We start from the raw sequence: 25297 nt of genomic DNA, 5'->3' as shown, positions 1-25297 counted from the left end.
GGAGATTACGCCCCATGCGTGAAGGACAACCCGCCGCCATCCACCGTGCCGACTACACCGCCCCCGCGTTCTGGATCGACACCGTGGACCTCACGTTCGATCTCGATCCCGCCAAGACCCGCGTGCTGAGCCGCCTGCGCGTGCGCCGCAATGCCGACGTGCCGGCCGCGCCGCTGCGCCTGGACGGCCAGGAGCTGAACCTCGCGCGGGTGCTCGTCAACGGGGCGGGCACGTCCTTCAAGCTCGAAGGCAGCCAGCTCGTGCTGGAGAACCTGCCCGAGGGCCACGAGCCCTTCGACCTGGAGATCTTCACCACCTGCGCGCCCGTGAAGAACACCCAGCTCTCGGGCCTCTACGTGAGCCAGGGCACGTTCTTCACGCAGTGCGAGGCCGAGGGCTTCCGCCGCATCACCTACTTCCTCGACCGCCCGGATGTGATGGCGAGCTACACCGTCACGCTGCGGGCCGACAAGGCCGAGTACCCGGTGCTGCTGTCCAACGGCAACCTCGTGGACCAGGGCGATCTGGGCGACGGCCGGCACTTCGCCAAGTGGGCCGATCCGCACCGCAAGCCCTGCTACCTGTTCGCGCTGGTTGCCGGCAAGCTCGTGGCGCGCGAGCAGCGCATCCGCGCGCGTTCGGGCAACGACCACCTGCTGCAGATCTTCGTGCGCCCGGGCGACCTGGAGAAGACCGAGCACGCGATGGATTCGCTCATGGCCAGCATCGCCTGGGACGAGGCGCGCTTCGGCCTGCCGCTCGACCTGGAGCGCTTCATGATCGTCGCCACCAGCGACTTCAACATGGGCGCGATGGAGAACAAGGGCCTGAACATCTTCAACACGAAGTACGTGCTGGCGAGCCAGGCCACGGCCACCGATGCCGATTTCGCCAACATCGAGAGCGTGGTGGGGCATGAATACTTCCACAACTGGACCGGCAACCGCGTCACCTGCCGCGACTGGTTCCAGCTCTCGCTGAAGGAGGGCCTCACGGTCTTCCGCGACCAGGAATTCAGCCAGGACCTCTCGGGCAGCCCCTCGGCGCGCGCCGTCAAGCGCATCGAGGACGTGCGCGTGCTGCGCACCGCGCAGTTCCCCGAGGACGCGGGCCCGATGGCCCACCCGGTGCGGCCCGACAGCTACGTCGAGATCAACAACTTCTACACCGTCACCATCTACGAGAAGGGCGCCGAGGTCGTGCGCATGATGCACACGCTGGTCGGCCGCGACGGTTTCGCCCGGGGCATGAAGCTCTACTTCGAGCGCCACGACGGCCAGGCCGTGACCTGCGACGACTTCGCCCAGGCCATCGCCGACGCCAATCCGGACAGCGACCTCGCGCGGCGGCTGCCGCAGTTCAAGCGCTGGTACGCCCAGGCCGGCACGCCGCGCGTGCGCGCGGCCGGCACCTACGACGCCGCCGCCCGCACCTACACCCTCACGCTGGAGCAGAGCCTCGCGCCCACGCCGGGCCAGCCCGTGAAAGAACCCATGGTGATCCCCGTGGCCCTGGGCCTGCTGGGCGCCGATGGCGGCGCGCTGCCGCTGCAGCTCGAAGGCGAAGCCCAGGCCGGCGGCACGGACCGCACTGTCGTGCTCACCGAGCCGCGCCACGCCTACACCTTCGTGAACGTGCCCTCGGCGCCCGTGCCCTCGCTGCTGCGCGGCTTCAGCGCCCCCGTGCTGCTGGACATCGACAGCACCGACGAGGAGCTGCTCGTCCTGCTCGCGCACGACACCGACCCGTTCAACCGCTGGGAGGCCGGCCAGCGCCTCGCGCTGCGCATTGCTATCAACAACATAGCAAACAATGCAGAAAACACGGCGACAAGCGCCCCCTCCGAGCAGAACATCCTGCCGGACAGCTTCGTGGCGGCCATGCGCGACGTGCTGCGCCACCCCACGCTGGACGCGGCCTTCAAGGAGCTGGTCCTCGCCCTGCCCTCCGAGGGCTACATCGCCGAGCAGCTCGACGTGGTCGATCCGCAGCGCATCCACGCCGTGCGCGAAGCCATGCGCGGCCAGCTCGCCACGGCGCTGCAGCCCGACTGGGAATGGACCTGGGAGCAGCACCACGACACGGGCGGCTACCGGCCCGACGCCGTGTCCGCCGGGCGCCGCGCACTCGCGGGCATGGCCCTGGCCATGCTGTGCCTGGCGGCGCGCAGCTCGGGCGACACCGTGTGGCCGGGCAAGGCCTACCAGCGCTTCAAGGACGCGGGCAACATGACCGACCGCTTCAACGCGCTCAGCGCCCTGGTCGCGAGCGGCCAGCCTCTGGGCGCGCAGGCGCTCGCGCGCTTCCATGCGCTCTTCAAGCACGAGGCCCTGGTGCTCGACAAGTGGTTCGCGCTGCAGGCCGGCACGCCCGACCGCGGCGGCGACGTGCTGCCCGCGGTGAAGCAGCTCATGAAGCACCCGGACTTCAGCATCCGCAACCCCAACCGCGCGCGCAGCCTGATCTTCAGCTACTGCAGCGCCAACCCCGGCGCCTTCCACCGCCGGGACGCGGCGGGCTACGTGTTCTGGGCCGACCGCGTGATCGAACTCGACGCCATCAACCCGCAGGTGGCCGCGCGCCTGGCGCGCGCGCTCGACCGCTGGAGCAAGCTCGCCGAGCCCTACCGCACGGCCGCGCGCGAGGCCATCGCCCGCGTGGCCGCCAAGCCCGACCTGTCCAACGACGTGCGCGAAGTCGTCAGCCGCGCGCTGGCCGACTGAAGCCCACGCCTCCCCCACGCAAGACCAGAGAGACGCCCACCCCATGGCACAACGCATCAGCCTCACCCGCTACCTCGTCGAGCAGCAACGCGTCGACGGGCTCATTCCCTCGCAGCTGCGGCTGCTGCTCGAAGTCGTGGCCCGTGCCTGCAAGAGCATCAGCCAGGCCGTCAACAAGGGCGCGCTCGGCGGCGTGCTCGGTTCGGCCGAAAGCGAGAACGTGCAGGGCGAAATCCAGAAGAAGCTCGACATCATCGCCAACGAGGTGCTCATCGAGGCCAACGAATGGGGCGGCCACCTCGCCGCCATGGCCTCGGAGGAGATGGACAGCATCTACGTCGTGCCCAACCGCTATCCGCAGGGCGAATACCTGCTGATGTTCGATCCGCTCGACGGCTCCTCCAACATCGACGTGAACGTGAGCATCGGCACCATCTTCAGCGTGCTCAAGAAGCCCGAGGGCCACCCCGGCGTGACCACCGAGGACTTCCTGCAGGCCGGCAGCAAGCAGGTCGCGGCGGGCTACTGCATCTACGGCCCGCAGACCACGCTGGTGCTCACGGTGGGCGACGGCGTGGCGATGTTCACGCTCGACCGCGAGCAGGGCTCCTTCGTGCTGGTGCAGGAGAACGTGCGCATTCCCGCCGACACCAAGGAATTCGCCATCAACATGAGCAACATGCGCCACTGGGACGCGCCCGTGACGCGCTACATCGGCGAATGCCTCGCCGGCACCGAAGGCCCGCGCGGCAAGGACTTCAACATGCGCTGGATCGCGAGCATGGTGGCCGACGTGCACCGCATCCTCACGCGCGGCGGCATCTTCCTCTACCCCTGGGACAAGCGCGAACCGAACAAGCCCGGCAAGCTGCGCCTGATGTACGAGGCCAACCCGATGGCGTGGCTCATCGAGCAGGCCGGCGGCGCGGCCACCAACGGCCGCGAGCGCATCCTCGACATCCCGCCGAAGCAGCTGCACGAACGCGTCAGCGTGATCCTGGGTTCGAAAAATGAAGTGGATCGCGTGACGGGCTACTATTCCGGTATATAATTCAATTCTTCGCCGGTGTAGCTCAGTCGGTAGAGCAGCTCATTCGTAATGAGAAGGTCGGGTGTTCGATTCATCTCTCCGGCACCAAAATGAAAAACCCCTGATTCGAAAGAGTCAGGGGTTTTTTCATTACAGTCTCCGTTCCCTGGACCCCGCACCACCGCTGTGCCGGGGCCCGCATTCCATCTCCTACGATGCCCTCCCCCGAAAAAGCCTGCACCGTGCGCCCTGGCCACAGCGTGCGCGGGCAACGCTTCGCCGGGGCCATGCCAATGCGTTCGCATCGCGCGCACTGCTCATTTCCGACCGTCTATGGAACCGCGTAACCCTCCTCCATCGCTCTCGCTGCCCGCCCGGCTGTGGCTCACCCTCCTGGGGCTGGCCCTCCTGGCCGCCGGCGCCTTCTTCCTCTATTACGGCGTGCAGCTCGCACGGCTCGGCGGCAGCCTCTACTTCGTGGCGGCCGGCGTGCCGCTCGCACTCTCGGGCATCCAGATCCTGCGCGCCCGCGCCTCGGGCGGGCTGATCTTCGCCGTGGCCTTCGCCGCCACCGTGGCCTGGGCGCTCTGGGATGCCGGCCTCGAATTCTGGCCCCAGGTCTCGCGCCTGCTGCTGCCCACGGGCGTGGCGATGCTGGTGGCGCTCTCCTATCCGCTGATGCGGCGCGCGGGCGGCCAGGCGCCACGGCGCGGCCCGCCGTTCGCGCTGGCCGGCCTGCTGGCCGTCGCCACGGCCGGCATCGTGCTGGGCATGTTCGTGCCCCACCCCACCGTCGCGGCGCGGGCCGCCAGCGGCGCACCGGCCGCGCCAGCCGCACCGGCGGCCGCTGCCACGCCGGAGGCCGCCAACTGGGAGCACTACGGCAACACGCCCGGCGGCTCCCGCTTCGTGGCCCTGGACCAGATCAACCGCGCCAACGTGGACACCCTGCAGGTCGCCTGGACCTACCGTACGGGCGACGTACCCGAGAGCCCCGGCGGCAACGGCGCCGAGGACCAGCTCACGCCGCTGCAGGTGGGTGACCGCGTGTTCCTCTGCACGCCGCACAACAACGTGATCGCGCTGGACGCAGCCACGGGCCGGGAAGTCTGGAAAACCGAGATCAACGCCAAGCAGAAGAAGTGGATGCGCTGCCGCGGGCTCGCCTATTTCGATGCCACGCGGCCCATCGCCCAGCCCACGGTGGCGGGCGCGACGCCCGTGAAGGCCCCCGCGGTGCCGCCCGGCGCGCCGTGCCAGCAGCGCATCCTCATGAACACCATCGAGGCCGAGCTCATCGCCCTCGATGCCGGCACCGGCGCCTTCTGCCCCGATTTCGGCAGCCACGGCCGCGTGGACCTGAAGAAGGACATCGGCAAGGGCGTGGACAAGGGCCAGTATTCGCTGACCTCGGCGCCGACGCTCGCGGGCACGACCATCGTCGTGGGCGGCCGCGTGGCCGACAACGTGAGCACCGACATGCCCGGCGGCGTGCTGCGCGGCTTCGACGTGGTCACCGGCGAGCTGCGCTGGGCCTTCGATCCCGGCGCGCCGGAGACCACGCTGCTGCCCCTGGCGGGCCGCACCTACACGCGCTCCACGCCCAACGTCTGGGCCCCGATGTCCTACGACCCCGCATCGAACACCGTCTTCCTGCCCGTGGGCAGCGCCGCGATCGATCTCTGGGGCGTGAAGCACACGGCCCTGGACCGCAAGTACGGCGCCTCCCTGCTGGCGCTGGACGCCACGACCGGGCGCGAGAAATGGGTCTACCAGACGGTGCACAACGACCTGTGGGACTACGACGTGCCCATGCAGCCCACCTTCGTGGACTTCCCCCGCGAAGGCGGCGGCACCACGCCCGCCCTGGTCTTCGGCACCAAGGCCGGCCAGCTCTTCGTGCTCGACCGGCAGACCGGCCAGCCGCTCACGCAGGTGGAGGAGCGCCCCGTTCCCGCCGGCAACATCCCGGGCGAGACCTATGCGCCCACGCAGCCCTTCTCGGTCGGCATGCCGCAGATCGGCGCCAGCGACCTGGTCGAATCCGACATGTGGGGCGCGACGCCGTTCGACCAGCTGCTGTGCCGCATCAAGTTCAAGTCGATGCGCTACACCGGCCTCTTCACGCCGCCCGGCACCGACCCGTCGCTCAACCTGCCGGGCTCCCTGGGCGGCATGAACTGGGGCGGCCTGTCGGTGGACCCCGCCACGCAGACCCTCTTCGTGAACGACATGCGCGTGGGCCTGGAGGTGCAGCTCATGCCGCAGGCCCCCAAGGCCGGCGGCGCGAAAAACGACGGCGGCGAGGCCGCCAACATCGCCAGCGCCGTGCCGCTGGAAGGCACGCCCTACGCCATCAATGCCAAGCTGCGCTTCATGTCGGCGCTGGACATCCCCTGCCAGAAGCCCCCCTTCGGCACGCTCACGGCCGTGGACCTGCGCACGCGCCAGATCGCCTGGCAGGTGCCCGTGGGCACCGTGCAGGACACCGGCCCCATGGGCATCAAGATGCGCCTGCCCATTCCCGTGGGCATGCCCACGATCGGCGGCACGCTCGCCACCCAGGGCGGGCTGGTGTTCATCGCCGCCACCCAGGACTATTACCTGCGCGCCTACGACAGCCGCACCGGCGAGGAGGCCTGGAAAGCCCGCCTGCCCGTCGGCAGCCAGGGCACCCCGATCAGCTACAAGGCACCCGGCACGGGCAAGCAGTACGTCGTGGTGTCCGCGGGCGGCGCGCGCAACTCGCCCGACCGTGGCGACTACGTGATCGCCTACAGCCTGCCCGCGCAGCCCTGACCGGCGGCGCGCCACGCCGGGCGCCTCTGGAGAACGCTCGGCCCACGGCACGAGGCCCCGCACGGCGGGGCCTTTTTCTTGGCTTGCGCAGAGGCGCGCGGGGACTGGCAGGCCCGTGCAGCAGAAGCCCCACCGGGCCCGGAGCGCTACGGGCCGTTGTCTACGTCAAGCGGCCGGGCCTGCGCCCGCTGCTGCCGCGCTGGCATGCAGGCAGATCGCCGCGGCGGCGCCCACGTTGAGCGACTCCTCGCCCCCGGGCTGGGCGATACGGATGTGGCGCCGGGCACGCCGCTGCAACTCCGCCGACACGCCCTGCCCCTCGTGGCCCATGATCCAGCCGCACGGCCAGGGCAGAGCCGCCCGGTGCAGGAAATCGCCCTCGTGCGAGCTGGTGGCCAGCAGCGGCACCGACAGCGTGTCGATGTCCTCCACGGCCAGCCCCTCCACGAGGTGCAGCGCGAAATGCGCGCCCATGCCGGCGCGCAGCACCTTCGGGCTCCACAGGGCCGCCGTGCCCTTGAGCGCCGCCACCTGCCGGAAGCCGAAGGCCGAGGCGCTGCGCAGGATGGAGCCGACATTGCCGGCATCCTGCAGGCGGTCCAGGACCACCGTGGGCGCATCCGGCCGCAGCGCGCCGGCCTCCGGGGCCGGCACCACGAAGCCCATGCGCGCGGGCGACTCCAGGCCGCTCAGATCCACCCAGAGGGCATCCGCGATCACTATGTTTTTGATAGCAGAAGATGTCCATTCTTCAGCGACATGCGGCCAGAAAGACTCGGAATACACCCCGATGGCCGGCCGGATGCCCCGGTCGAGCGCCGCACGGCAGAGGTGATCGCCTTCGAGCCAGATGCGGCCCTGCCGGCGGTAGGCGGCGCTGTCCTGCGCGAGGCGGCGCAGGTCCTTGACGAAGGCGTTGTCGCGCGACTGGATGAAGGTGGGCGGCGGTGGGGCGGCCGGCGCGGGATGGCGCGGCTCCGTCATGCCGGCACCCCCTGGGCCTGCGGCGCATGGGAACGGGCGGCGGCCGCCACGGGCGCGAACGAGCGGCGATGCTGCGGGCAGACGCCATGCGCGCGCAGCGCCGCCATGTGCTCGGCCGTGCCGTAGCCCTTGTGCGCGGCAAAGCCGTAGAGCGGGTACTGCTCGTGCAGCTGCGCGCACCAGCGGTCGCGGGTCACCTTCGCAAGGATCGATGCCGCCGAGATCGCCTGCACCAGGGCATCGCCCTTCACGATGGCCTCGGCCGGCACGTCCAGCGCGGGCAGCCGGTTGCCATCGACGAGCACCCGCACGGGCTTGAGGCGCAGCCCCAGCACGGCGCGGCGCATGGCGAGCATCGTGGCCTGCAGGATGTTCAGCTGGTCGATCTCCTCGACGCTGGCCTCGGCGATGCTGCAGCACAGGGCCTTGGCGCGGATCTCGTCGTAGAGCGCCTCGCGGCGCGCGGCCGTGAGGGTCTTGGAATCCGCCAGCCCCGCGATGGGCTGGAGATCGTCCAGGATCACCGCGGCGGCCACGACCGGCCCGGCCAGCGGGCCGCGGCCCGCCTCGTCCACGCCGGCGACGAGGCCCGGTGGATGCCAGGGCAACGGGGTCTGGGCCTGCTCAGCGGGCAAGGATTTTCTGGATCGCATCGGCGGCCAATCGGGGGGTGTCGCGGCGCAACTCTTCATGCAGCGCGGTGAAGCGCTGCGACAGCGCCTCGCGCGTGGCGGCCGGTGCGTCCAGCCACTGCAGCACGGCGGCGGCCAGGGCGGACGGCGTGGCGGCATCCTGGATCAATTCGGGCACCACGAATTCGCCGCTCAGGATATTGGGCAGGCCCACCCAGGGCTGCAACTGCTTGCGCCGCATGAGCCGCCAGCTGATCGGGTGCATGTGGTAGGCGATCACCATGGGCCGCTTGAAAAGCGCGGCCTCCAGCGTGGCCGTGCCGCTGGCGATCAGCGTGCAATCGCAAGCCGCGAGCACCGCGTGCGACTGCCCGTCCACCACCGTCACCGCGCCCTGCAGGCCGGCATCCCGCACCGCCGCCTCGATGCGGGAGCGCAGGGCCGGAACGGCCGGCACCACCATCCTGAGGGCCGGCCGGGCCTTCTTCAGCAGGGCCGCCGCCTCGAAGAACGGACGGGCGATGTACGAAATCTCCGCCGAGCGGCTCCCCGGCAGGATCGCGAGCACCTCGTCGCCCGGCTCCAGGCCCAGCCGTGCCCGCGCGGCCTCGCGGTCGGGAACGAGCGGGATCACGTTGGCGAGCGGATGGCCCACATAGGTCGCATCGATGCCATGGCTGGCGAGCAGCGCCGGCTCGAACGGAAAAATGCACAGCACGTGCCCGGCGCTGCGGCGGATCTTCTCCACGCGCTCCGCGCGCCATGCCCAGATGGAGGGACAGACGAAGTGCACCGTCGGGATGCCCGCGGCGCGCAGGTCCGCTTCCAGCCCCAGGTTGAAATCCGGCGCATCCACGCCGATGAACACGTCGGGGCGCGCGGCCAGCAACCGCTCGCGCAACTGCTGGCGGATGCGCACGATGCCCCAGAGCTTGCGGACCAGCTCCAGGCTGTAGCCATGGACCGCGAGCCGCTCGCTCGGCCACCAGGCATCGAAGCCGCGCCGCTGCATCTGCGGCCCGCCGATGCCGGTGCCGTCCACTTGCGGCCAGCGCGCCTGCAGTCCATCGAGCAGCAGGCCGGCCAGCAGGTCGCCGGAGGTTTCGCCCGCCACCATGGCCACCCGCAGGGCACGCCCGTCCCGCTGCGCACCCGATCCGATCGGCTCTCCAGGCACGGGCATCAGCGCGCGAGCCCGCGCGTGGAGGAAGCGATGAAGTCGAGCAGCAGCGCGATGTCGCCGGCCCCTTCGGGATAGGCCTCTGGCAAGGCCGCGATCTCGGCGCGCGCGGCCTCCAGCGTCAGCCCCTGGCGGTACAGCAGCCGGTGGGCCTGCTTGAGCGCGGCCATCCGCTCCTGGGAGAACCCGCGGCGCCGCAGCCCCTCCAGGTTGAGCCCGCGCACGGCCAGCGGATTGCCGTCCACCATCATGAAGGGCGGCACGTCCTGCGAGATGTGGCTGGCGAAACCGGCCATCGCATGCGCGCCCACCTTCGTGAACTGGTGGATGCCGGTCAGGCCGCCGATGATGGCCAGATCGCCCAGGTGCACATGGCCCGCGAGCGTGGCGTTGTTGGCCAGGATGGTCTGGTTGCCCACCACGCAGTCGTGCGCGATGTGCACATAGGCCATGATCCAGTTGTCGTCACCGATGGTGGTCACGCCCCGGTCCTGTACCGTGCCGGTGTTGAAGGTGCAGAACTCGCGGATCGTGTTGCGGTCGCCGATCTCCAGCCGCGTGGGCTCGCCCGCGTGCTTCTTGTCCTGCGGCGCCGCGCCGAGCGACGCGAACTGGAAGATCCGGTTGTCGCGGCCGATCGTGGTCCGGCCCTCGATCACGCAATGCGCGCCCACGCTGGTGCCGGGGCCGATCGTGACGTGCGGCCCGATGACCGCGTACGGGCCGATGCCTGCGGACGCATCGATCCGCGCCTCCGGATGCACGACCGCCGTGGGGTGGATGCCGCTGCCCGCCTGCGCGGGCGTGGTGGTGATCGCCGTCATCGCTTGCCGCCCTGCCCTGGCCGGTTCCGCTGCGAAATCCCCGGCACTCAGCCCACCGTGCGCATGGTGCACATGATCTCGGCCTCGCAAGCCACGTTGTCGCCCACGCGCGCGACTCCGGTGAACTTGTAGATGCCGCCTTTGGTGCGATCGAGGCGCACATCGAGGATGAGCTGGTCGCCCGGCTCCACGGGGCGCTTGAAGCGCGCGCCGTCGATGCCGACGAAATAGAAGACCTTGTCGTCGCCGGGCGCCTCGCCCATCATGTCAAAGGACAGCAGGCCGGCGGCCTGCGCGAGCGCTTCCAGCATCAGCACGCCCGGCATCACCGGACGGTTCGGGAAATGCCCCGTGAAGAAGGGCTCGTTGATGGTGACGTTCTTGATCGCCTGGATGCGTTGGCCTCTCTCGAGCTCGACCACTCGGTCCACCAGCAGGAAGGGGTAGCGGTGCGGCAAAAGCTTGAGGATTTGGTGGATGTCCATCATTGGAATTGAGCGGTCTGACCGTTTTTCTGTATCTGTTCTTCGAGGGCTTTGATGCGTTCGCGCAGCGAGTGCAACTGCTTGAGCGTGGCCGCGTTCTTTTCCCACTTCGCATTCTCGTCGATGGGGAACATGCCGGTGTACACGCCCGGCCGCGTGATGGACCGCGTGACGACGGTGGCAGCGGACACGTGGACCCGGTCGGCCAGCTCCAGGTGGCCCAGCACGATGGCGCCACCGCCCACGGTGCAATGCGCGCCGATCCGGGCGCTGCCGGCCACGCCCGAGCAGCCCGCCATGGCCGTGTGCTTGCCGATGCGCACGTTGTGGCCGATCTGGATGAGGTTGTCGAGCTTCACGCCGTCCTCGATGACCGTGTCGTCCAGCGCCCCGCGGTCGATGCAGGTGTTGGCCCCGATCTCGACATCGTTGCCGATGCGCACGGCCCCCAGTTGCTCGATCTTGACCCATGCACCCGCCTCGGGGGCGAACCCGAAGCCATCGGCGCCGATCACCACGCCGGGATGCAGCAGGCAGCGGTCGCCGATGCGGCAATCCTGCCCGATCGTGACGCGCGATGCGAGCACGGAACCCGCGCCGACATGGGCGCCCCGCTCCACCACGCACAAGGGACCGACCGTGGCGGAAGGATGCACAAAGGCCTCCGGGTCCACCACGGCGGACGGATGCACCCCAGGCGCGGCGACCCGGCGATGCTGCCGCTTCCACAACTGCGTGACGCGCGCGAAGTACGCATAGGGGTCGTCCGCCACGATGCACGCACCCCGCGCCACGGCGGCCTCGCGCAATGCGGGGGCCACAATGACACAGGCCGCCCGGGAGGCGGCCAGTTGCTGCTGGTAGCGCGGGTTGCTCAGGAAGGAGAGGTCTCCCGGCCCCGCGGATTCCAGCGGCGCGATGCGAAGGATCTCCACATCCTGGTCACCGCCTTCGATCGTGCCGCCCAGCGCCTCAACAATCTGCCGGAGACGCAAACTCACGAGATGCGCCCCGCGCGAACCATGGTGCTGCGGCAGCCGCGATCACTTGGCACCAGCGCCCGCAGTGGCATTGAGCGCCTTGATCACCTTGTCGGTGATGTCGTGCTTGGGATTGATGTAGACGGCTTCCTGAAGGATCACGTCGTACTTCTCGGCCTCGGCCACCTGCTTGACGGCCTTGTTGGCGCGCTCCAGCACCTGGCCCAGTTCCTCGTTCTTGCGCGCGGCCAGATCGTCCTGGAACTCACGGCGCTTGCGCTGGAAATCACGGTCCTGGTCAGACAACTGGCGCTGGCGTGCGGTGCGCTGGCTCTCGGCCATCGTGGGTGCCTCGCGCTCGAACTTCTCGGTCGCGGACTTGAGCGCGTTGCCCTGATCGATCAGGTCTTTTTCGCGCTTGGAAAACTCCTGCTCCAGCTTGGCCTGCGCAGCCTTGGCCGTGCTGGCCTCGCGGAAGATGCGGTCGGTGTTGACGAAGCCGGCCTTGAACTCCTGTGCCTGAGCGGGCACGGCGGCGCAGAGCGTGCCGAGCAGAAGGACCAGGGGAATATGGCGGGAAAGGGATTTCATTAGAAAGACGTTCCGATCTGGAATTGCAGTTTCTGGATTCTATCGCCGGCGAACTTGCGCACCGGTTGCGCAAAAGCGAGGCGAAGCGGGCCGAGCGGGGAAATCCAGCTCAGGCCCAGACCCGCAGAGACACGCATGTCACTGAAAGTCACCTTTTCGTCTTCGCCGTAGACGTTGCCCGCATCCACGAAGGTGAACACACGCAGCGTACGGTCGTTGCCCGCGCCCGGGAACGGCGCGATGAGCTCTGCATTGAGCGTGACCTTCTTCGGTCCCCCCAGGGACGCGCCCGTGACATCGCGCGGACCCAGCGTGCCCTGGTCGAAACCGCGCACCGAGCCCAGGCCGCCGGAGTAGAAGTTCTTGAACACCGGGAAAGGCCGGCCATTCAGGCCCTTGCCCCAGCCGAACTCGGAATTGAACGCCACGGTGAACTTCTTGTTCAGCGGCACGTACTGCTGGAACTGGTAGTTGGCCCGCACGTAGCGCGCATCGCCCGCCACCGACCAGTCCGAATTCAGGCGCTGGTAGCGGCCCGAATTGGGTGCCAGCGCGCTGTCGCGGTCATCCCGCGACCAGCCGATGGTCAGGGGAATGGCCGTGCTGCTGGCGCCGTAGGTCGTCGCATAGGACAGGTACGCCGCGGGGATGTTGGTGCCCAGCTTGATGCGGGTCTGCTCCAGCCCACCGCCGAAGAACACGGTGTCGGTCTCGCTGAAGGGAATGCCGAAACGCACGCTCGTGCCGGCGGTGATCAGCTCGTAGTTGCCGCCCTGGTCCTCGTAAGGTTTGTCGGTGCGGTAGTACAGGTCCAGCGTGCGGGAGATGCCGTCCTGGGTGAAGTAGGGATTGGTCGTGCTGAACACGAGCGTGCGGCGGTACTTGCTCGTGTTCACGTCCACACCCAGGTAGTTGCCCGAACCGAACACGTTCTCCTGCTTGATGCTGAAGGAGACCGACACCTTCTCGGCGCTGGAGAAGCCGGCCCCCAGTTGCAGCGAACCCGTGGGCTTCTCGGCCACGTTCACCACCAGATCGACCTGGTCGGGCGAGCCCGGCACTTCCTGCGTCTCGACGTTCACCTCGGTGAAGAAGCCCAGGCGGTCCACGCGGTCGCGGGACAGGCGGATCTTGTCGCCGTCATACCAGGAGGCCTCGTACTGGCGGAATTCGCGGCGGACGACTTCGTCGCGCGTGCGGTTGTTGCCGCTCACCGCAATGCGGCGCACGTAGGCGCGGCGCGAGGGCTCCGCGCGCAGCACCAGCGCCACGCGGTTGTTCTCGCGGTCGATTTCGGGCACCGCCTCCACGCGCGCGAAGGCGAAGCCGAAATTGCCGAAGTGGTCCGTGAAAGCCTTGGTGGTCTCGGTCACCCGGTCGGCGTTGTAGGGCTCGCCCGGCTGGATCGTGATGAGCGACTTGAACTCGTCATCGCGCTCCAGGTAATTGCCTTCCAGCTTGACGCCCGACACCACGTAGCGCTCGCCTTCGGTGACGTTCACGGTGATCGTGATGTCCTGCTTGTCCGGCGAGATGGCCACCTGCGTGGAGTCGATGCGGAACTCCAGATACCCGCGCGCGAGGTAGTAGGAACGCAGCGTCTCCAGGTCGGCATTCAGCTTGGTGCGGGAGTAGCGGTCGGACTTGGTGTACCAGCTCAGCCAGCCGCCGGTGTCCTGGTCGAACAGGCCCTTGAGCGTGGACTCGCTGAAGGCCTTGGCACCGACGACGTGGATTTCCTTGATCTTGGCGGGCTCGCCCTCGGTCACCGTGAAAGTGAGGTTGACGCGATTGCGCTCGATGGGCGTGACCGTGGTCACCACCTCGGCGCCGTAGAGGCTCTTGTTGATGTACTGGCGCTTGAGTTCCTGCTCGGCCCGGTCGGTCAGCGCCTTGTCATAGGGGCGGCCCTCGGTCAGGCCCACGTCCCGCATGGCCTTCTTGAGCGTGTCCTTGTCGAACTCGCGCGTGCCGGCGAAATCGACATCGGCGATGGTGGGACGCTCTTCCACCACGACGACCAGCACATTGCCGCTGGCCTCCAGCCGAATATCCTTGAACAGCCCCAGCGCGAAAAGCGCGCGGATGGCGGCTGCGCCCTTTTCATCGTTGTAGTCGTCGCCCACACGCAGCGGCATGGAAGCGAAGACGGTGCCCGGCTCCACGCGTTGCAGACCTTCCACCCGGATGTCCTGGACCTTGAAAGGTTCAAGGGCCCAGGCCGCCTGCGCGACGAAAACCATGGCGGCCACGGCGCATGCCGTGCGCACGCCCAGGCGATTGATGTGTTTTTTCATGAGTGAAGCTGATGCCGACATGGCGGATCCATGCGGCGAAAGGTTAGCCAAAAAGCCGGGTGACATCGTTGAAGAGGGCGATGGACATCATGACCAGGAGCAATGCAACGCCGCCCCTTTGCAATCGCTCCATCCAGGCGTCGGAAACGCCCTTGCCGGTCACGCCTTCCCAAAGATAATACATCAGGTGCCCGCCATCGAGGACCGGCAGCGGCAGCAGGTTCAGCACCCCCAGGCTCACGCTGATCAGGGCCAGGAACACGAGATACTGGGTCAAGCCCATGCTGGCCGAGCGGCCCGCGTAGTCCGCGATGGTGAGCGGCCCGCTCAGGTTCTTGAGCGATGCCTCGCCCACCAGCATGCGCCCCATCATGCGCAGCGTGATCGCAGACACCTCCCAGGTCCTGACCACGCCGCTCCACAACCCTTCGAGCGGCCCATGCCGGACCGTGACCATCTCCGGCAAGGCGCCCACGTAGGCCCCCACGCGCCCGGCAGGCGCCGCGCCCTCCTGGCGCACGACCTCGGGCGTGACATCCAGCGAAAGCACCTGGCCCGCGCGCTCCACGCGCCACGGCTGGGTCAGCGCGACACCGTTGCGCACCGAGGCACGGATCAGTTCGCGCAACTGCAGACCATCCACCACGGCGGTCTGGCCCACCTGCAGAACGGTATCTCCTTCACGCAGACCCGACCGCTGGGCCGCGCCTCCCGCCACCACCTCGCCGATCACGGGCCGTGTCCAGGGCCCCAGCACGCCGATCTTGCGAAACAGCTGCGCATCGGCCTGCCGTGCGTCGAAATCCCTCAGCGCCAGCACCAGCTCCCGGCGCGGCGCGCCCGGCACGGGTTCGATCTGCAGGCGCACGTCCTGGTTGTCGAGCGCGCCCCGCGTGAGCATCCAGCGCAGATCCTCGAAGGAACGAACGGGCTCGGACTCTTCCGCTCCCATGGCCCCGGCCACCACGAGTTCCCCTCCGCGCAGTCCGGCCTGGTACGCAACCGACCCTGCCGCGGGGCTGGCCAGGACGGCCCTGGGCTCTTCCACTCCCACCCAGTTCACCACCGCATACAGCAGGATCGCCAGCAGCAGGTTGGCGATCGGGCCGGCCGCGACAATGGCCGCGCGCGAACGCAGCGGCTGGTAATTGAAGGCCAGATGCCGCTCGGCATCGTCCACCGGGGCCTCGCGCTCGTCGAGCATGCGCACATACCCGCCCAGCGGAAACGCGCCGATGACGAATTCGGTGGGCGAGCCCTTCGGCTGCCAGCGCAGCAACGGCTTGCCGAAGCCCACCGAGAAACGCAGCACCTTGACGCCGCAAGCCACCGCGACGCGGTAATGGCCATATTCGTGCACCGCGATGAGCAACCCGAGGGCGACGATGAAGGCAACGATCGTGAGAAGCATGAGGCACTCCTGTGCTGAGGAGATGGCGCGCGGGTCAGGCCGCGAGACGTTCCGCGCTGTGGCGGGCCACGGAACGTGCCCGGGCATCCAGATCCAGCAGCGCACCCAGCGAATCGGGATTGGAGGGAGCCACCGCCTCCAAAGTTGCAAGATTCAGCCGATGGATTTGATCGAAGCGGATGCGCCGCTCCAGGAAAGAAGCCACCGCCACCTCGTTCGCCGCATTGAGCACCGCGGTGGTGCCGGGTGCGGCGCGCAAGGCCTGCCAGGACAGGTGCAGCCCTGGAAAGCGCACCGCGTCGGCTTCCTCGAACGTCAGTGCGGCGAGGCTGCCGAAATCGAGTTTCGGCGTTCCGCTTTCGATGCGCTCGGGCCACGCGAGGCCGCAGGCGATGGGCACGCGCATGTCGGGCGTTCCGAGCTGCGCCAGCACGGAGGCATCCTTGAACTGCACCATCGAGTGGATGATCTGCTGCGGATGGATGACCACCTTGATCTGCTCGGGGGCAAGATTGAAAAGCCACCGGGCCTCGATCACCTCCAGGGCCTTGTTCATCATCGTGGCCGAATCCACGGAGATCTTGCGGCCCATGGAGAAATTGGGGTGGGCGCATGCCTGTTCGGGCGTCACATCGCGCAGCGTGGCGGGCTCGCGGGTGCGGAAAGGCCCGCCCGAGGCCGTCAAAAGGATGTGATCCACGCGCCGCGGCCACGAAGCCGCATCTTCCGGCAGGCATTGGAAGATCGCGGAGTGTTCGCTGTCGATGGGCAGCAGCGTGGCACCGCCTTCGCGGACCGCGGCCATGAAGACCTCGCCGCCCACCACGAGCGCCTCTTTGTTCGCCAGCAACAACCGCTTGCCGGCACGCGCGGCCGCCAGGCAGGGCCTCAAGCCCGCGGCCCCGACGATGGCCGCCATCACGGCATCCACCTCGGCATGCGACGCGATGGTGTCCAGGGCATCCGGCGTATCCAGGACCTGGGTCGGCACGCCATGCGCCTGGAGCCGCTCACGCAGGAGGCGCGCGTGGGCACTGCTGGCCATGACCGCGAACCGCGGAAGAAAACGCTGGCATTGCGCCACCATCGCGTCCACCTGGGTCGCGGCGCTGAGCGCAAAGACTTCGTAGCGATCCGGATGCCGCGAGACGACGTCCAGCGTGCTGGTTCCGATGGACCCCGTGGAGCCCAGGACGGTAATGCGTTGTTTCATGGCGAAGCGAAAGAGGTCAGCATCATGGCCAGGGGCAGCGTCGGCAAAAGCGCATCGACCCGATCGAGCACGCCGCCATGCCCCGGCAGCAGACCACTGCTGTCCTTGACGCCGACACTGCGCTTGACCAGCGATTCGACCAGATCGCCCACCACGCTCATGGCGGCCATGAACGCCGCGCCAATGGCCAGCAACCACCATCCCTGAGCGGCAAGCCGCGCATAGAAGCTGGGCACGGCGGCCTGCCACGCGGCATCGGCCGCCACCCAGGCCACGGCCAGAACGGCAACACCCGCCATGCCTCCCCAGACACCCTCCCAGCTCTTGCCAGGGCTGATGGACGGAGCCAGCTTGGCCTTCGTGAAACGCAGCCCGAACGCACGCCCGGCGAAATAGGCGAACACATCGGCCACCCATACCAGCACCAGGATGGACAAAAGAAAATTGATCCCGATCGCGCGGGCCTGCACCACCGCCAGCCAGGCCACCCAGAGGGCCAGCACGCCCCCCACCAGCCGCACGGCATGGGGAATGCGCGGCCAGCCCGCCACACCGCTGCGCAGAAGCCAGCCGCCGCACAGCACCCACAGGGCACCCGCGACGCTCCAGAGCCACGGCTGGGGCCTGTGCGTCCATCCCAGTGACCAACTGAGCCCGCAAAGCACAACGCAGACGCCGCCCACGGCCATCGCCCCCAGGTTGCCATAGCCCTGTAGGCGCCCCCATTCCCAGGCCCCCGCCGCCATCAGGACCAGCACGACCCCCGTGAAAGGCACGGGAGAGGGTGCGAAAAGCGCGGGCAGCAGGATGGCCAGCAGCACGATGGCGGTGAGGATGCGCTGTACCAGCATGGAAGAAGCCCCTTCAGGCACGCAACGGTGAGATGGATGCCGCCTTCGGCAGCAACTGCTCGGAGGTCTTGCCGAAACGGCGCTCCCGCGCTCCATAGGCGGCAATGGCCTCGTCCAGGGCCTTCGCATCGAAATCAGGCCAGAGTCGGTCGCTGAAGTAGAGCTCTGAATAGGCGCATTGCCAGAGCAGGAAATTGCTGATGCGCATCTCACCCCCGGTACGGATCACGAGATCCGGATCCGGAACATGGGCCAGCCCCATGGCAGTGTGCAAACTGGCCTCGGTGATCACCTCTCCGCGCGCAGCGAGGGTGGCGGCGGCCTGTGCGATATCCCACCGGCCACCATAGTTGAAACACACGTTGAGCACCAGCCGGCTGTTTCGCGCCGTGGCCTCCTCCGCCTGGAGCAGGCCCGCCCGGACCTTGTCCGAGAGCGTGGTCTTCTCGCCCACGAAATGCAGGCGGACACCGTCCTTCTGCAATTGCGGAACTTCGCGCGCCAACGCCTTGGCCAGCAGATCCATCAGGCCCGACACTTCTTCGGCGGGACGGTTCCAATTCTCGGAGGAGAAAGCGAACACCGTCAGCACGGCCACGCCACGTTCCACGCAGTCGCGCGCGCAACGCCGCAGCGCGTCCACGCCCTGCTTGTGCCCCGCAAGGCGCGGCAGGAACCGGCGCGTGGCCCAGCGTCCATTGCCATCCATGACGATGGCGATATGGTGCGGAACGGAGAAGGGGGTGGACATGGAAAGCATCGATCGAGCCCGTGCGTGACGGGGACGATCAGACCGCCATGATTTCCTGTTCCTTGGCGGCCACGAGCGTGTCCACCTCGGCGATGTGCTTGTCGGTCACCTTCTGGATATCGGCCTCTGCGCGCTTTTGCTCATCCTCCGAGGCCAGCTTGTCCTTGACAAGCTTCTTGACGGCTTCGTTGGCATCGCGGCGCAGGTTGCGCACGGCGACCTTCGCGCCTTCGCTCTCGTTGCGCGCCAGCTTGGTCATTTCCTTGCGGCGCTCTTCGCTCATCGGAGGCATCGGAACCCGGATGAGGTCGCCCATGGAGGCGGGGTTCAAACCCAGATCGCTTTCGCGGATGGCCTTCTCGATCTTCGCGCCCATGCCCTTTTCCCAGGGCTGCACGCTGATGGTGCGCGCGTCGAGCAGCGACACGTTGGCCACCTGCGACAAAGGCACCATGGAGCCGTAATACTCGACCTGCACGGCATCCAGCAGTGCCGGATTGGCACGCCCCGTGCGGATCTTGGAGAGGTTGTTCTTGAAGGCCACGATGGACTGATCCATCTTGGTTTCGGTATTTTTCTTGATGTCGGCAATGGTCATGTGTTCTCCTGTGCAGGCCCGCTGGATTGTCGATCCATGGTTCAACCCATGGCCGCAGTCAGCCAGCCTTCAAGCGTACACCAGCGTGCCCTCGTCCTCGCCCATCACCACGCGCTTGAGGGCGCCGTGCTTCACGATGGAGAAGACGCGGATGGGCAGCTTCTGGTCGCGGCAGAGCGCGAAGGCCGTGGCATCCAGGATGCCCAGATTGCGTGCCATGGCCTCGTCGAACGTGAGCTGGGCATAGCGCGTCGCCGTGGGGTCCTTCTTGGGATCGGCGGTATACACGCCATCCACCTTGGTGGCCTTGAGCACGACCTCGGCGCCGATCTCTGCGCCTCTCAGGGCCGCGGCGGTATCCGTCGTGAAGAAGGGATTGCCGGTGCCGGCCGCGAAAACCACCACCTTGCCCTCTTCGAGGTACTGCAGCGCCTTGGGCCGGACATAGGGCTCGACCACCTGCTCGATGCCGATCGCGGACATGACGCGGGCGATGAGGCCCTGCTTGTCCATGGCATCGGCCAGCGCCAGGGCGTTCATCACCGTGGCGAGCATGCCCATGTAATCGGCCGTGGCGCGGTCCATTCCGACGGAGCCGCCCGCCACGCCGCGGAAGATGTTGCCCCCGCCGATCACCACCGCGACCTGCACCCCCAGGCGCGTCACCTCGGCGATCTCCTCCACCATGCGCACGATGGTGGTCCGGTTGATGCCGAAGGCGTCATCGCCCATGAGAGCTTCTCCAGACAACTTGAGCAGGATGCGCTTGTGGGCTGGAGCGGCGAGGGTCATGGGCATTTCTCCGGAAGGAATGGTTGTGGGGGCGGTGATGGCGCGGAGGATCAGGCTGCGGCCTTGGCGGCAGCCACCTGGGCAGCCACTTCGGCAGCGAAGTCGTCCACCTTCTTCTCGATGCCTTCGCCCACGACGTACAGCGTGAAGCCCTTCACCGTGGTGCCGGCAGCCTTGAGCATCTGCTCGACGGTCTGCTTGTCATTCTTCACGAAGGCCTGGTTGAACAGGGACACTTCCTTCAGGTACTTCTGCACGCCGCCTTCGATGCGCTTGGCAACGATCTCGTCGGACTGCACCGGCTTGCCTTCGGCCTCGGCCTTGGCCTTGTCTTCGGCGGCCTTGGCGGCGGCGACCGAGCGTTCCTTCTCGATCAGGTCGGCGGGCACTTCGGCGCTGGTCAGGGCCACGGGCTTCATGGCGGCGATGTGCATCGCCACGTCCTTGGCGGCGGTTTCGTCGCCGTCGAATTCCACCACCACGCCGATGCGCGTGCCGTGCAGGTACGAGGCCAGCTTGCCAGCGCCGCCGAAATGCTTGAAGCGGCGGAAGGTCATGTTCTCGCCGATCTTGCCGATCAGGCCCTTGCGCACGTCTTCCAGCGTGGGACCGAAGCCGTCCTGGCTATAGGACAACGCGCCCAGGGCTTCCACATTGGCGGGGTTGTGCTTGGCGACCAGCTCGGCCGCGGCCTTGGCCAGGGCGATGAAACTGTCGTTCTTGCTGACGAAATCGGTTTCGCTGTTGACTTCGATCAGGCCACCCGTGGTGCCGTCGATGAAGCTCGCCACCACGCCTTCGGCGGTGATGCGCGCGGCCGCCTTGCCAGCCTTGGTACCCAGCTTGACGCGCAGCAGCTCTTCCGCCTTGGCCAGATCGCCCTCGGCCTCGGTCAGGGCCTTCTTGCATTCCATCATGGGGGCATCGGTCTTGGCGCGCAGTTCGGCGACCATGCTTGCGGTAATAGCAGCCATCGGTAGTTCTCCAGTCTCAGTTCAGTTCGTTACAAGATTCAAGGCTAAAAAAAAGGGGGCTAACCAGGAGCCCCTCTTTCATTCGCGACAGGTCGCGCGGCCGGGCCATCAGGCAGCGGTTTCTTCCACTTCCACGAATTCGTCCGAGCCTTCGGTGGCAACAGCCTTGACCACCTCGTTCACGGCATTGGCGCGGCCTTCGAGGATCGCGTCGGCGATGCCGCGGGCATACAGCGCCACGGCCTTGGCCGAGTCGTCGTTGCCGGGGATCACGTAGTCGATGCCTTCGGGCGAATGGTTGGAGTCCACCACGCCGATCAGCGGGATGCCCAGCTTCTTGGCTTCGGCGACGGCGATCTTGTGGAAGCCGACGTCGATGATGAAGATGGCGTCAGGCAGGGCCGTCATGTCCTGGATGCCGCCGATGTCCTTTTCGAGCTTCTCGATCTCGCGGGTGAAGGTGAGCTGTTCCTTCTTGCTCATGGATTCGAGGCCGGCTTCCTGCTGGGCCTTCATGTCCTTGAGGCGCTTGATGGAGGTCTTGACGGTCTTGAAGTTGGTGAGCATGCCGCCCAGCCAGCGCTGGTCGACGTAGGGCACGCCGGCGCGCTGCGCCTCGGTGGCCAGGATCTCGCGGGCCTGGCGCTTGGTGCCGACCATCAGGATGGTGCCGCGGTTGGCGGTGAGCTGCTTGGCGAACTTCTGCGCCTCCTGGAACAGCGGCAGCGACTTTTCCAGGTTGATGATGTGGATCTTGTTGCGATGGCCGAAGATGTAGGGGGCCATCTTGGGGTTCCAGAAGCGGGTTTGGTGACCGAAGTGGACACCGGCTTCCAGCATTTCGCGCATGGTGACGGACATGAGAATTCTCCGAAGGTTGGGTCTAAAATCCGGCCCCGCTAACCGCCCCGCATTTTTTGGAGGCAGCACCTTGAAAAGGCCGGTTTGCGATTGATTTCGCCAGAATTTGCGCCCACGAGGCGCCCATAACCAGCAAAACCCCGAGATTCTAGCATATCGAGTCGCGCGCCCTCCCCCGAATGCCTGAAGGCGTTCCGCGCGCCTCCGGAACACGACAAGAACCCATGGCCGCCCGAGCCCGCCCCAGGATGTCCCTGCGGGGCTGGCGGTCCTTCCAATCCACCATGCATATCGCCATCGTCGGTGCCGGAATCATCGGCACCGCCACCGCCTACGAACTGGCCAGCGACGGCCATGAGGTCACGGTTTTCGAGCAGCGCGGCGCCGCGGCCGAGGAAGCGAGCTTCGCGAATGCGGGCCTGCTGTCGCCCGCCCCCCTGATCCCCTGGGCCGCGCCCGGCATCGGAGGCGCGGCGCGCCAGCGGCTCTGGGGCCCCCAGGCGGCGCTGCGGCTCGCCCAGGGCGCCGGCGTCTCCGATCTGCGATGGCTCTGGCGCCGCCGGCGCGCGGGTAAAAGCCCCGCGGCCCCGCTCGCCATCGCCACCCTCGCCCGGTTCGGCGAATACAGCCTGGCCCGCACGCGGCAGGTGGCCGAGGCCCTGGAACTCGATCCGGAAACCAGCCGGGGCGTGCTCGTGCCGCTGCGCTCGGCGGCCGACGTGGAGCGGATCCAGCCCGCCCTGCGGATCCTGCGCGACCTGGGCGTGAACGTGCTGGACGTGGATGCCGACACGGCCCACCTCGTCGAACCGGGCCTCGCTTCGGACAATCCGCTCGCCGGCGCGCTGCACGTGCCCGGCGGCGAGGCGGGCAACTGCCGGCTGTTCGCGCAGATGCTGCGCTATGCGGCGCAGGAGCGAGGGGCGCAATTCGTCTTCCAGGCACAAGTAGCGGCATTGCGCGGCGCGCCCGCGGGCGTGCAGCTGGCCGGCGAGGGCGACGCGCGCCGCTTCGATGCGGTCGTGGTGTGCGCGGGGCTGGCCGGCAGCGCGCTGCTGCGCCCCCTGGGCGTGCCGCTGCCCATCGCTGCGCTGCACGGCTACACCATCAGCGCGCCCCTGCGGGAAGAAACGCATGCTCCGCAAGGCACCGTCATCGACCCGGTGCACGGGCTGACCATCTCGCGGCAGGGGCAGCGGGTGCGCGTGGCCGGCGGCGCCGAGCTGGGCGCGGGCAACGGCACTCCGCACGCCCCCACGCTGCAAACGCTCTACAACGCGGCCTCCGGATGGTTCCCGGGCGGTGCGCAGTGGTCCTCGCCCCAGGTGCAGACCTGGCGCGGCGCCCGCCCGATGCTGCCGGACGGCGTTCCCGTGGTGGGCGCCAGCGGCGTGCCGGGCCTCTGGATCAATGCCGGGCACGGGGCCTGCGGTTGGGCGCTGGCCTGCGGGAGCGCGCGGGTGCTGGGGGACCTCATCGCCCACCGCGCCCCGGGCGTGGATGTCCAGCCCCTGGGGTTGCGGCGGTTCTGACCCCGCAGGGACGGGTGGCGGGCGCGCCACAATGGCCGGCCCCGGCCACCGCGCGTTCCGCCCCATGCACCGCATCACCCCCGACGCCCCCCACGCCCTCTTCGATACCGCCGCGACGCGCCGCATCGAGCGCGCCGCCCTGGAGGCGCTGCCTCCCGGCACGCTGATGGAGCGCGCGGGCCGGGCCGTGGCCCGCCTGGCGCTGGCCCTTGCGCCCCATGCGCGGCGCACCTGGATCGCCTGCGGGGCGGGCAACAACGGTGGCGACGGGCTGGAAGCCGCGCTGCACCTGCACCGCCAGGGCCGCGCGGTGCAGGTGACCTGGCTCGGCACGCTAGGCAAGGCCCCCAGGGACGCCCGCCGCGCCTGGGAGCGCGCGGTTGCGGCGGGTGTGCCCTTCACGGGCGGGCCACCGCCGGGCCTGGGCCCCGGCGACCTTTGCATCGATGCGCTGCTGGGCATCGGCCTGGCGCCCCGGCCGGGCGCCGGGCAGCCGCCCGATGCCCGGCTGGCGGCGCTGCTGGCGGTGCTGCGGGAGAGCCCGGCTCCGCTGCTCTGCGTGGACGGCCCGTCGGGCCTGCTGGCCGACACCGGGCAGTACCTGCCGGGGCTGGAGCCCTCCCCGACCACCACTGCCCCAGCGGCGCGCCACACCCTGGCACTGCTCACGGCCAAGCCCGGCTGGTTCACCGGACTGGGGCGTGACGCGGCCGGCACCGTGTGGCTGGACGACCTGGGGGTGGAGGCAGATGCGCACGGCGAGACGGCGACGGCCCGGCTCGCCGCCCCCGCTCAGCGGCCGCCGCGTGCCCACGCGAGCCACAAGGGCAGCCATGGCGATGTCGCGGTGGTGGGCGGCGAGGCGAAAAGCGCCCGCGGCATGGGCATGACCGGGGCCGCGCTGCTGGCCGCCTCGGCCGCGCTGCATGGCGGCGCCGGGCGGGTCATGGTGGCGCTGCTGGAGGGCGATGGCGACGGGCTGGCGGTGGACCCGGCGCAGCCCGAGTGCATGCTGCGCCGCTTCGAGGCGTTGCCGCTCGGCGACGCCACCGTGGTGTGCGGCTGCGGCGGCGGGGAGGCGGTTCGCGGCGTGCTGCCGCGCGTGCTGGCGGCGGCGCCCCGGCTGGTGCTGGACGCCGACGGCCTGAACGCGGTGGCTGCCGACGCGGCACTGGCGGCGCAGCTTCGGGCACGCGGGCATGGCGGCCTGCCCTCCGTGCTCACGCCCCACCCCCTGGAAGCGGCCCGGCTGCTCGGCACCACGACGGCGGCCGTCCAGGCGGACCGGCTCGGCGCGGCCCGGCGGCTGGCCGAACACTCCGGCTGCACCGTGGTGCTCAAGGGGTCGGGCAGCATCGTCGCGGCGCCGGATGGGGCCGCGTGGATCAATCCGACCGGCAATGCGCGCCTGGCGACCGGCGGGACGGGCGACGTGCTCGCGGGGCTGCTGGGGGCGTACTGGGCGGCCCGAGGGTCCGCGCCCCAGGCGGGCCTGGAGGCCGCCCTGGCGGCCTGCCACGCCCACGGCCTCGCGGCCGACCGCTGGCCCGAGGGCGAAACCCTGACGGCTTCGGCCCTTGCGCGGCGGCTTGCGCCGGGCTGACCGCCGGCTCCGGGCCGCCGCTTGGGCAGGTGGGCTCGCCCACAAAATTCCGACAGACGAAACAAAGGGTAACCCCCGTTGCAACACACGTCCATGCGCTCCTGTCCGACAGACGGAATCTTCGGGCCGAGGTGTAATCGCGGCCAAGGGCATCTCCGCACCGGCCCACCCCTCCCAACCGCTCCA

The 25297-nt window shown here is 68.6% G+C and carries 21 protein-coding genes and 1 tRNA gene; 6 read left to right on the top strand and 16 right to left on the bottom strand.

The annotated features are described in order from the left end of the window. Positions 1–14 precede the first annotated feature (14 nt). The 4 genes from pepN (at position 15) to AX018_RS03430 (ending at position 6552) form a co-directional block, all read left to right on the top strand. Positions 15–2723, top strand: a complete 2709-nt coding sequence (gene pepN / locus AX018_RS03445; RefSeq protein ID WP_111875919.1) for an aminopeptidase N — start codon at positions 15–17, stop codon at positions 2721–2723. A 43-nt stretch (positions 2724–2766) separates the two neighbouring features. Further along, a complete protein-coding gene (locus AX018_RS03440) occupies positions 2767–3774 on the top strand; it encodes a class 1 fructose-bisphosphatase (protein ID WP_111875918.1) in 1008 nt (335 codons plus the stop codon). An 11-nt stretch (positions 3775–3785) separates the two neighbouring features. Next, positions 3786–3861, top strand: a tRNA-Thr gene (locus AX018_RS03435). A 225-nt stretch (positions 3862–4086) separates the two neighbouring features. After that, on the top strand, positions 4087–6552 hold the full coding sequence (locus tag AX018_RS03430; RefSeq protein ID WP_111875917.1) for a membrane-bound PQQ-dependent dehydrogenase, glucose/quinate/shikimate family: 2466 nt from the start codon (positions 4087–4089) through the stop codon (positions 6550–6552). A 165-nt stretch (positions 6553–6717) separates the two neighbouring features. On the opposite strand, the gene AX018_RS03425 is transcribed toward AX018_RS03430, so the two are convergent. The 16 genes from AX018_RS03425 to rpsB form a co-directional block, all read right to left on the bottom strand. Further along, entirely contained in the window at positions 6718–7536 is an 819-nt protein-coding gene (locus AX018_RS03425; RefSeq protein WP_111875916.1) for a TrmH family RNA methyltransferase, read from the bottom strand. Then, on the bottom strand, positions 7533–8189 hold the full coding sequence (gene rnhB / locus AX018_RS03420; protein WP_111875915.1) for a ribonuclease HII: 657 nt from the start codon (positions 8187–8189) through the stop codon (positions 7533–7535). Before rnhB ends, AX018_RS03425 begins: the two co-directional genes overlap by 4 nt. Further along, the gene (gene lpxB / locus AX018_RS03415; protein ID WP_111875914.1) at positions 8161–9351 is read right to left on the bottom strand and encodes a lipid-A-disaccharide synthase; all 1191 of its coding nucleotides are present in this window, start codon (positions 9349–9351) and stop codon (positions 8161–8163) included. The genes rnhB and lpxB overlap by 29 nt, the downstream gene beginning before the upstream one ends. Further along, complete coding sequence (gene lpxA, locus AX018_RS03410) at positions 9351–10172, bottom strand: acyl-ACP--UDP-N-acetylglucosamine O-acyltransferase (RefSeq protein WP_111875913.1); 822 nt, start codon at positions 10170–10172, stop codon at positions 9351–9353. Before lpxA ends, lpxB begins: the two co-directional genes overlap by 1 nt. 47 nt (positions 10173–10219) lie before the next feature. Further along, positions 10220–10660 (bottom strand): 3-hydroxyacyl-ACP dehydratase FabZ, encoded by a 441-nt coding sequence (gene fabZ / locus AX018_RS03405; protein ID WP_111875912.1) that lies wholly within the window; start codon positions 10658–10660, stop codon positions 10220–10222. Continuing rightward, positions 10657–11658 (bottom strand): UDP-3-O-(3-hydroxymyristoyl)glucosamine N-acyltransferase, encoded by a 1002-nt coding sequence (gene lpxD / locus AX018_RS03400; protein WP_111875911.1) that lies wholly within the window; start codon positions 11656–11658, stop codon positions 10657–10659. Before lpxD ends, fabZ begins: the two co-directional genes overlap by 4 nt. 42 nt (positions 11659–11700) lie before the next feature. After that, positions 11701–12228 (bottom strand): OmpH/Skp family outer membrane protein, encoded by a 528-nt coding sequence (locus tag AX018_RS03395; RefSeq protein WP_111875910.1) that lies wholly within the window; start codon positions 12226–12228, stop codon positions 11701–11703. Further along, positions 12228–14525, bottom strand: coding sequence for an outer membrane protein assembly factor BamA (gene bamA, locus AX018_RS03390; RefSeq protein WP_111875909.1), 2298 nt, complete (start codon positions 14523–14525; stop codon positions 12228–12230). Before bamA ends, AX018_RS03395 begins: the two co-directional genes overlap by 1 nt. Before the next feature lie 43 nt (positions 14526–14568). Beyond that, positions 14569–15936, bottom strand: coding sequence for an RIP metalloprotease RseP (gene rseP, locus AX018_RS03385; protein WP_111875908.1), 1368 nt, complete (start codon positions 15934–15936; stop codon positions 14569–14571). A gap of 34 nt (positions 15937–15970) precedes the next feature. Beyond that, positions 15971–17149, bottom strand: a complete 1179-nt coding sequence (gene ispC, locus AX018_RS03380) for a 1-deoxy-D-xylulose-5-phosphate reductoisomerase (protein ID WP_111875907.1) — start codon at positions 17147–17149, stop codon at positions 15971–15973. Continuing rightward, positions 17146–18000 carry a phosphatidate cytidylyltransferase gene (locus AX018_RS03375; RefSeq protein ID WP_111875906.1) on the bottom strand — a complete coding sequence of 285 codons (855 nt, stop codon included), beginning with the start codon at positions 17998–18000 and terminating at the stop codon, positions 17146–17148. The genes ispC and AX018_RS03375 overlap by 4 nt, the downstream gene beginning before the upstream one ends. A gap of 13 nt (positions 18001–18013) precedes the next feature. Next, on the bottom strand, positions 18014–18751 hold the full coding sequence (gene uppS / locus AX018_RS03370; protein WP_415841991.1) for a polyprenyl diphosphate synthase: 738 nt from the start codon (positions 18749–18751) through the stop codon (positions 18014–18016). Positions 18752–18788: 37 nt separating this feature from the next. Beyond that, positions 18789–19349: a ribosome recycling factor gene (frr, locus tag AX018_RS03365; protein WP_111875904.1), complete on the bottom strand. Its 561-nt coding sequence runs from the start codon at positions 19347–19349 to the stop codon at positions 18789–18791. Positions 19350–19418: 69 nt separating this feature from the next. Next, the gene (gene pyrH, locus AX018_RS03360) at positions 19419–20141 is read right to left on the bottom strand and encodes a UMP kinase (protein ID WP_111875903.1); all 723 of its coding nucleotides are present in this window, start codon (positions 20139–20141) and stop codon (positions 19419–19421) included. 50 nt (positions 20142–20191) lie between these two features. After that, on the bottom strand, positions 20192–21115 hold the full coding sequence (gene tsf / locus AX018_RS03355; RefSeq protein ID WP_111875902.1) for a translation elongation factor Ts: 924 nt from the start codon (positions 21113–21115) through the stop codon (positions 20192–20194). A gap of 108 nt (positions 21116–21223) precedes the next feature. Then, a complete protein-coding gene (gene rpsB / locus AX018_RS03350; RefSeq protein WP_111875901.1) occupies positions 21224–21976 on the bottom strand; it encodes a 30S ribosomal protein S2 in 753 nt (250 codons plus the stop codon). A 284-nt stretch (positions 21977–22260) separates the two neighbouring features. Between rpsB and AX018_RS03345 the strand changes: the two genes are divergently transcribed. Next, the gene (locus tag AX018_RS03345) at positions 22261–23508 is read left to right on the top strand and encodes an FAD-dependent oxidoreductase (RefSeq protein WP_111876007.1); all 1248 of its coding nucleotides are present in this window, start codon (positions 22261–22263) and stop codon (positions 23506–23508) included. A 64-nt stretch (positions 23509–23572) separates the two neighbouring features. Beyond that, positions 23573–25111, top strand: coding sequence for an NAD(P)H-hydrate dehydratase (locus tag AX018_RS03340; RefSeq protein ID WP_111876006.1), 1539 nt, complete (start codon positions 23573–23575; stop codon positions 25109–25111). Positions 25112–25297 lie beyond the last annotated feature (186 nt).

This window comes from Paracidovorax anthurii (assembly GCF_003269065.1).
GTDB classification, from domain to species: domain Bacteria; phylum Pseudomonadota; class Gammaproteobacteria; order Burkholderiales; family Burkholderiaceae_C; genus Paracidovorax; species Paracidovorax anthurii.
Note: the sequence above shows the minus strand (reverse complement) of the source record. Positions and strands in the feature narration are given on the sequence as shown.

What these genes read in the sequence shown, in the direction of transcription:
- pepN (WP_111875919.1), top strand. Translation starts at nt 15, where the DNA reads ATGCGTGAAGGACAACCCGCCGCCATCCACCGTGCCGACTACACCGCC.
- AX018_RS03440 (WP_111875918.1), top strand. Translation starts at nt 2,767, where the DNA reads ATGGCACAACGCATCAGCCTCACCCGCTACCTCGTCGAGCAGCAACGC.
- AX018_RS03430 (WP_111875917.1), top strand. Translation starts at nt 4,087, where the DNA reads ATGGAACCGCGTAACCCTCCTCCATCGCTCTCGCTGCCCGCCCGGCTG.
- AX018_RS03425 (WP_111875916.1), bottom strand. Translation starts at nt 7,536, where the DNA reads ATGACGGAGCCGCGCCATCCCGCGCCGGCCGCCCCACCGCCGCCCACC.
- rnhB (WP_111875915.1), bottom strand. Translation starts at nt 8,189, where the DNA reads ATGCGATCCAGAAAATCCTTGCCCGCTGAGCAGGCCCAGACCCCGTTG.
- lpxB (WP_111875914.1), bottom strand. Translation starts at nt 9,351, where the DNA reads ATGCCCGTGCCTGGAGAGCCGATCGGATCGGGTGCGCAGCGGGACGGG.
- lpxA (WP_111875913.1), bottom strand. Translation starts at nt 10,172, where the DNA reads ATGACGGCGATCACCACCACGCCCGCGCAGGCGGGCAGCGGCATCCAC.
- fabZ (WP_111875912.1), bottom strand. Translation starts at nt 10,660, where the DNA reads ATGATGGACATCCACCAAATCCTCAAGCTTTTGCCGCACCGCTACCCC.
- AX018_RS03395 (WP_111875910.1), bottom strand. Translation starts at nt 12,228, where the DNA reads ATGAAATCCCTTTCCCGCCATATTCCCCTGGTCCTTCTGCTCGGCACG.
- bamA (WP_111875909.1), bottom strand. Translation starts at nt 14,525, where the DNA reads ATGAAAAAACACATCAATCGCCTGGGCGTGCGCACGGCATGCGCCGTG.
- rseP (WP_111875908.1), bottom strand. Translation starts at nt 15,936, where the DNA reads ATGCTTCTCACGATCGTTGCCTTCATCGTCGCCCTCGGGTTGCTCATC.
- ispC (WP_111875907.1), bottom strand. Translation starts at nt 17,149, where the DNA reads ATGAAACAACGCATTACCGTCCTGGGCTCCACGGGGTCCATCGGAACC.
- AX018_RS03375 (WP_111875906.1), bottom strand. Translation starts at nt 18,000, where the DNA reads ATGCTGGTACAGCGCATCCTCACCGCCATCGTGCTGCTGGCCATCCTG.
- uppS (WP_415841991.1), bottom strand. Translation starts at nt 18,751, where the DNA reads ATGTCCACCCCCTTCTCCGTTCCGCACCATATCGCCATCGTCATGGAT.
- frr (WP_111875904.1), bottom strand. Translation starts at nt 19,349, where the DNA reads ATGACCATTGCCGACATCAAGAAAAATACCGAAACCAAGATGGATCAG.
- pyrH (WP_111875903.1), bottom strand. Translation starts at nt 20,141, where the DNA reads ATGACCCTCGCCGCTCCAGCCCACAAGCGCATCCTGCTCAAGTTGTCT.
- tsf (WP_111875902.1), bottom strand. Translation starts at nt 21,115, where the DNA reads ATGGCTGCTATTACCGCAAGCATGGTCGCCGAACTGCGCGCCAAGACC.
- rpsB (WP_111875901.1), bottom strand. Translation starts at nt 21,976, where the DNA reads ATGTCCGTCACCATGCGCGAAATGCTGGAAGCCGGTGTCCACTTCGGT.
- AX018_RS03345 (WP_111876007.1), top strand. Translation starts at nt 22,261, where the DNA reads ATGCATATCGCCATCGTCGGTGCCGGAATCATCGGCACCGCCACCGCC.
- AX018_RS03340 (WP_111876006.1), top strand. Translation starts at nt 23,573, where the DNA reads ATGCACCGCATCACCCCCGACGCCCCCCACGCCCTCTTCGATACCGCC.